The 6,902-nt window shown below is 35.4% G+C and carries 6 protein-coding genes; all 6 read right to left on the bottom strand.

The features are described 5' to 3' along the window. Window positions 1-904: thiamine-phosphate kinase (gene thiL, locus U0839_RS04090; RefSeq protein WP_413550131.1), on the bottom strand; the 904-nt coding region annotated here is incomplete at its 3' end. A gap of 3 nt (window positions 905-907) precedes the next feature. Then, window positions 908-1,405 (bottom strand): transcription antitermination factor NusB, encoded by a 498-nt coding sequence (gene nusB, locus U0839_RS04085; protein WP_196424851.1) that lies wholly within the window; start codon window positions 1,403-1,405, stop codon window positions 908-910. A 42-nt stretch (window positions 1,406-1,447) separates the two neighbouring features. Next, window positions 1,448-1,906, bottom strand: coding sequence for a transcriptional regulator NrdR (gene nrdR, locus U0839_RS04080; protein ID WP_155565425.1), 459 nt, complete (start codon window positions 1,904-1,906; stop codon window positions 1,448-1,450). A 123-nt stretch (window positions 1,907-2,029) separates the two neighbouring features. Continuing rightward, window positions 2,030-4,486, bottom strand: coding sequence for a DNA topoisomerase (ATP-hydrolyzing) subunit B (gene gyrB / locus U0839_RS04075; RefSeq protein WP_155565426.1), 2,457 nt, complete (start codon window positions 4,484-4,486; stop codon window positions 2,030-2,032). 120 nt (window positions 4,487-4,606) lie between these two features. Continuing rightward, the gene (gene recF / locus U0839_RS04070) at window positions 4,607-5,722 is read right to left on the bottom strand and encodes a DNA replication/repair protein RecF (RefSeq protein ID WP_155565427.1); all 1,116 of its coding nucleotides are present in this window, start codon (window positions 5,720-5,722) and stop codon (window positions 4,607-4,609) included. A gap of 24 nt (window positions 5,723-5,746) precedes the next feature. Then, complete coding sequence (dnaN, locus tag U0839_RS04065; protein ID WP_413550130.1) at window positions 5,747-6,871, bottom strand: DNA polymerase III subunit beta; 1,125 nt, start codon at window positions 6,869-6,871, stop codon at window positions 5,747-5,749. Window positions 6,872-6,902: the final 31 nt, after the last annotated feature.

The following is a 6,902-nucleotide window of genomic DNA, read 5'->3' as shown; positions in this document are numbered from 1 at the left end:
CATCCAAAATGTGTATTTGACCATTGTTATATTCTATACAATAACCAATTTTTGTTAATTTGATACCAACACGTTTAGATTCTTCAAGTGCTTTATTTTCTTTGTTAACAGGTATTGTAAAAATAAGTTCATAATCATCACCGCCTGTAATATACGTTTGAAAATAATCCTTTTGAAATTTTTTAGCTTCATTTGATAATGGTATTGAATTGGTATATATAACTGCGTCAACCCTACTTTCTCGAGTTAAGTGACTAAGATCCTGTACAAGACCATCTGAAATATCCATGGCCGCTGATGCAATTTGATTTAATGATAATTCAATCCTAGGTTGAGGTATATGATAACGATCAATAAAATACTGATTGGTAGATATTTTACCATCCAATGCTAATAAACCCATGGCAGCATCACCAATGGTTCCTGTTACCCAAATCCCGTCAGTTGGTTTAGCAGTATTTCGACGTATTGCTTGACCTTTTTTAACTTTTCCTAACATTGTTACTGATAAGGTCATATTATTCAAATTTTTTGTTGTATCTCCTCCAAATAGAGAAAGACCATATTTCTTTTGATCATGGGCCAATCCTTTTGTGAAAAGATTCATCCACTGGTGGTTAAAATATTGATTCGGAAGTGATAATGCCAATAAATATCCATATGGTTTTGCCCCCATTGCAGCTATATCAGAAATATTACATCTCAACAATTTGCGAGCAATAAGATCAGCTGGATCATTTTTGAAAAAATGGACACCTTCAGACATAGCATCCATAGTCAAAACAATTTCTTCATTTTGATTCAAAGATACTATTGCAGCATCATCTGTGAGATCAAGAGCTTCAGGGCCACTTAATTTTTTAAAATATTGATCAATAATCTGAAATTCGGGTGGCAATTCCATAAATTAGGCCTTGTTTTCAATCTCTTTCCTTAAACGGTTAGCAAGATTATTTAGAATTCCATTAATCAATACAGATTCATCACCATTACTAAACGCATGTGAAACATCGATATATTCATTGATAATAACTTTTTTTGGTGGTTCAATATTATCAAGTAAAAGTTCTGTAACTGCAGCTCTTAATATGGCTCTAATAATAGGATCCAATCGTTGAAAAGGCCATTCATTTGGTAACGATGATTTAATTATTGTATCAATTTCTGGAGATCGATGTACAAATCCCTGAACAACAGAAGTAAAAAGTGGAATGTTAGGGATATGAGTTTTACCATCAATATAAGTTTCATCATGAAAATCAGGTGAAATACGATGAATCAGAAATTGCTCTATCAATAAATTTGCAGCTTTTTCAATACCCTGTTCCCATTGAAAAATAGCTTGGACAGCTGCAATTCGGGTTAACGTTCTTGGCCTCTTTATTATATTTTTTTGGTCGCTCATTATCATCCTAAAAATTAAAAAACTTATATTAATTATAATCTACTATTTTTCATGATGTTCAAGGGTAGGAAGAAGTTCGGCAAAATCTTCAATAACCTGAAAATCACAGTAAACACTGGCAAAACGTATATAGGCAACCTTGTCAATTTTTTTCAGCATTTCCATGGTTGCAGCACCTATAGATTCAGATGTAATAACATTGTCACCTAAATCAACAAATTGTTTTTCTAATTTATTGGCAATCTGATCAATATCTGTAGCCCTAAAAGGACGTTTACGCATTGCAAGTTCGATTGAACGCACAAGCTTTTCTTTATCAAACGGAACTCTTTGTCCATTTCGTTTCAAAACCATCAAGTCTCTTGGTTGAATTCGTTCAATAGTTGTAAAACGCTGATTGCATTTAATACAAATGCGCCTACGTCGGATGGCAGTCCCGTCCTCTGTGGTGCGGCTATCCTTGACCTGGGTATCTTCATTTCCACAAAATGGACAGAACATTTTTTAACCTATATCCCTAATAAAATAATGAATGTAATAATATTTTATTAATAATAACAATAACGGATTAAAATACGGATATTGATATTCAATTTATCTTTAACTTAATAAAGAACATTAAAATCAAATATCAAGGTTTGCAACGGTCAACGCATTATCAACAATAAAATCTCTTCTTGGTTCCACAACATCACCCATCAATGTTGTGAAAATTTCATCTGCATTTTCCAAATCACCCACTTTTACCTGCAATAGAGTCCGTGTAGCAGGATCAAGAGTTGTATTCCAAAGCTGATCATCATTCATTTCACCAAGCCCTTTAAAGCGATTAATGGCCAAACCTTTTTTTCCGTTATTCATTAGCAATTTATATACTGAAGATGGACCGCTCACTTTTTCATCTCTTTTATCAATGGACAAGTTTGCAGGTTCATTAAAATCAGTAATCAATTTTTGCCTGTGCTGATTAATCCAAGCAGCATTTTTACTTTTAATAATGGATAAAGGTATAGAATAAGATTCCTTGACACCTCTCACTACACGATGAATTTTCATTCCATCTTCAACACTGATTTGCCATCCTCTTTCTGATTTTGCGGATAAACTGTCAAGTCGATCTTGTAATTCCTGGCGACATTTTGGATCATTCATATCATCTTCGTTTAAAACACCGCACATGACCGCTTGTTCGAGAATCCATAAAGGTACATATTTTTCAAAAAATCTCAAACGATGAAGTATAGATGAATAATCTTTTACATGATTTTCAAGCTCGTTTTCTCTAAGCTCTGTTCCATCAGCCAAATACAAAGCTGTATTATTTATCGCTTTTTTCAATAGATAATCTTCAAGCGCTTCATCATTTTTTAAATATCGTTCGTCATTACCTCTTTTTGCTCTGTATAGTGGGGGTTGCGCAATATAAACGTATCCTTTTTCAATCAGTTCAGGCATCTGACGGAAAAAGAAAGTTAATAATAATGTACGTATATGTGATCCATCCACATCTGCATCTGTCATAATAACAATCTTGTGGTATCTTAACTTTTCAAGAGAAAAGCCACCTTGTTCAACATCTCCTCTACCAATACCTGTTCCAAGGGCTGTTATAAGCGTACCAATTTCAGCAGAATTTAACATTCTGTCAAATCGTGCACGTTCAACATTCAAGATTTTGCCTTTTAGTGGCAAAATTGCTTGAAAACGGCGATCCCTTCCCTGTTTTGCAGTACCACCAGCTGAATCTCCCTCAACAATAAAGATTTCCGATTGTGCAGGATCTTTTTCCTGACAGTCAGCTAATTTACCGGGTAAGGAAGAAACGTCCAGAACGCCTTTTCTTCGGGTAAGTTCTCTGGCTTTACGTGCTGCTTCACGAGCTGAAGCAGCATCAAACGCTTTGGAAATGATTAGTTTTGCCTCTTTTGGATGGGTTTCAAACCAATGGCCAAGCATATCGGATATTGAATTCTGAACAGCTGGTTGAACTTCCGAGGATACAAGTTTATCTTTTGTTTGTGATGAAAATTTAGGATCTGGAACTTTTACAGATAATATAGCGGTCAACCCCTCACGCATATCATCTCCTATTAATCCAAGCGATCCTTTTTTATTATTAAAAACTTCATCCGCATATTTTCCCACTATACGTGTTAGGGATTGACGAAAACCTGCGAGATGAGTTCCACCATCCTTTTGGGGAATATTGTTTGTGAAACATAATACATGTTCATTATAGGTATCATTCCATACCAAGGAACATTCCACTTTAATGTTGGTTTTTTCGTTATAGAAACTACCGGTAATGGGATCAATAAGGTTATTTTTCGATTTAGTTAACCATTTGACAAATTCACTTAGACCACCCTCGTAATGGAATTCTTCCTTTACAACTTCATCTTCACGTTCATCTGTAACGATTATTTCCATACCTGAATTCAAAAAGGCCAGTTCACGTAGGCGGCGAGTTAATATTCCGAATTCAAATACAATATGCGTAAAAATTTCTTTACTTGGTTTAAAAGTGACTTCAGTACCAGTCGGTTCATCACTTGATCCTTTTTCCGTTAAGGATTGAACAGTTTCACCATTTTCAAAACGAATAAAATATTCCTTACCATTTCGCCAGATACGTACTTCCATCCATTCAGACAACGCATTGACAACTGCCGCACCCACCCCATGGAGCCCTCCTGAAACCTTATAGGAATTCTGATTAAATTTTCCTCCTGCATGCAATTTTGTCAACACTACCTCTGCTGCACTTATTCGTTCTTCAGGATGAATATCAGTGGGTATGCCACGACCGTTGTCTCTGACCCTTATGCTGCCATCCTTGCATAACGTTAATATACACTGATCGGCAAATCCGGCTTGGGCTTCATCAACGGCATTGTCAACGATTTCAAATACCATATGATGCAATCCGGATCCATCATCTGTATCTCCAATATACATGCCGGGTCTTTTCCTAACTGCCTCCAGCCCTTTTAATACAGAAATTGAAGAGGCATCATATTCATTATCACTATCATTATTTAAATGAGATGAATGAATTGAATTATCGTTAGTATTAACCATGTTCAATGGGGCTCCAGAAATAATTAAATTTATATTTATTTTTATTTTTATTTTTATTAAACAATAGATGGGTAATAATGCGCATAAAAGAACATTTATTTTACCAGAAAGAATAAATAATCATACTATTTTTCCGTGATTCAAGTTTAAAAAATCATAGTTTTTCTCAAAATCATAAAAATCAGATATCTCGTTCCCTGTGATAATAACAAAACTATCAATATCGAGAAGACTGGAAAGCAGAATCTTCCTATGATAGGAATCAAGATGCGTGAGTGGTTCGTCCAAAAGTAACAAAGGTTGAATTTTCTTATTTGTTTTAACTAATTCAAGCAGTTTTAATATAACACTAATTAAAATCGCTTTTTGCTGACCTGTACTCGCCATCTGCGCAGAAATATTACTTTTATTTTCAAAAAATACAACATCCATCCGATGGCAACCTAAAGCAGTTGATCTATTCTCCGCATCTTGAACTCGATTCATTTTCCATTTCTGTTTCAGATAGTCTTCCGTTACCAAGGCAGGATGTTTCATAAGATAATCGGCAATGGAACAATTTAATTTTAACAGGGTTTCAGGAAAAGCTTTTTGTATAATATTTATTTGATTTAATTGCTGGATAAAATTAATTCTCGCTGCAGTTATAGCCACGGCATGTCTTGCCATTGATTCTTCAACCGCTTTCAGCCAATTATGATCCAACACATTTGCTGAAAGTAATTTATTTCTTTGAAAAAGTGATTTTTCATAAGCTGCCAATTCTTTGGCATAATATCCCTCCAGACTAATTATAAGTTGATCAAGAAACCGTCTTCGACCAGATGGACCTTCTAAAAATAGTCGATCCATTTGAGGTGTTAACCAAACAGCCGCAAGATAGCGGGTAATTTCATTCTGATTTTGAATTATATTGCCGTTAATCCTGTATTGTCGTTTTGTTGAAAAAGGAAAACAGCCCGTAGAAAGTGTAAAATTGCTATCGTATTGCTGATTTGAAAATTCACCTACTATTCCCCATCCCTGAGTCTGATTATTATTTTTGGCCAAATCTTCAATTCTTGCTTTACGTAACCCTTTACCAGGAACCAACAAGGACAACGATTCTAATAAATTTGTTTTACCACTTGCATTTGGACCGTAAGCCACGATTTTTTGGCTTGGAACAGTCCAAACAAGTCGTTCAAAATTACGGAAATTTGTTAAAGTAAGACGTTCTAGCTTCGTCATACTCATTATATAAGCATTGAAATAAGAATATTAAACCCGCATTGGCATTAATACATATAATGCAGAAGGATCATCAACATCACGAACAATTGTCGGGGCTGAATTGTCAGCAAGAATAAATTCTACCTGATTGTCAATCTGGTCGGTTATGTCATTTAAATATCGTGCTTGAAATCCAATTTCCAACGGCGTGGATTCATATTGAACTTGTGAACTGTCAAGTTCTTCCTTTGCATTGCCTTGGTCAACGCTGCTCGCAGATAAAACAAGGGAATTGTTATCCAAAGACAATTTGACTGGACGGGATCTTTCCATACTAATTGCAGCCACTCTTGCCACAGCTGTAGCAAAATCTTGTTTTCCAACCCGTAAAACCTTTGTATTGTTTTTGGGAATGACCCTTTCATATTCCGGAAATGTACCATCAATTAACTTGGACGTTAATGTGACACTTCCAAAATTTAACTGAATACGAGTATCAGATAACATGATCTGGATATCTTCTTCCGCTTCTTCCAGCAATTTATATATTTCATATATAGTCTTGCGGGGTATTATTATACCAGGTATATTTTCTGCACCTTCAGGCATTGTACATTCGACCTTGGCAAGACGATGACCATCAGTTGCGACAGCGCATAATTTACTTTCATTTTCACTATTTGTAATATGAAAATATATGCCGTTCAAATAGTAGCGCGTTTCTTCAGTTGAAATAGCAAATCTTGTCTGTTCAATAAGTTTTCTGAGCACTTCTGTTGAAATCTGAAAATTATGGGGAAAATCACCAGACGTCATGGAAGGAAATTCTTCTACATCCAGAACATTTAGGCTGGTTGCATATTTGCCCGCCCTTAGCGATAATGGCATATCAATACTTGTATGGGTCAGTTCGATTATGGCACTGTCAGGTAGCTTGCGTACAATTTCATATAAAACCGAAGCCGGTGCGGTAACAGCGCCATTTTCCAATGATTCTGCTTGAATGGTTTCAACAATTGCGATTTCCATGTCTGTCGCAGTTAATGTCATTTGTCCATCCTGAACCTCAATTAAAACATTGGCAAGAATGGGAATAGTATTACGTTTTTCAGCCACACTTTGAATATGAGCCAGGGCTTTAAGTAATATTGTACGATCAACCTTTAGTTTCATTAACTAAAACCTATTCAAGATATATATAAAC

Origin of the sequence: Commensalibacter sp. A3DC, from assembly GCF_047307945.1 — a bacterium.
In the GTDB taxonomy this organism is placed as follows: domain Bacteria; phylum Pseudomonadota; class Alphaproteobacteria; order Acetobacterales; family Acetobacteraceae; genus Commensalibacter; species Commensalibacter melissae.
Note: the sequence above shows the minus strand (reverse complement) of the source record. Positions and strands in the feature narration are given on the sequence as shown.

Excerpts from the sequence above, each read along its gene's own strand:
- nusB (WP_196424851.1), bottom strand. The coding sequence starts at position 1,405 with ATGAGCGACCAAAAAAATATAATAAAGAGGCCAAGAACGTTAACCCGA.
- nrdR (WP_155565425.1), bottom strand. The coding sequence starts at position 1,906 with ATGTTCTGTCCATTTTGTGGAAATGAAGATACCCAGGTCAAGGATAGC.
- gyrB (WP_155565426.1), bottom strand. The coding sequence starts at position 4,486 with ATGGTTAATACTAACGATAATTCAATTCATTCATCTCATTTAAATAAT.
- recF (WP_155565427.1), bottom strand. The coding sequence starts at position 5,722 with ATGAGTATGACGAAGCTAGAACGTCTTACTTTAACAAATTTCCGTAAT.
- dnaN (WP_413550130.1), bottom strand. The coding sequence starts at position 6,871 with ATGAAACTAAAGGTTGATCGTACAATATTACTTAAAGCCCTGGCTCAT.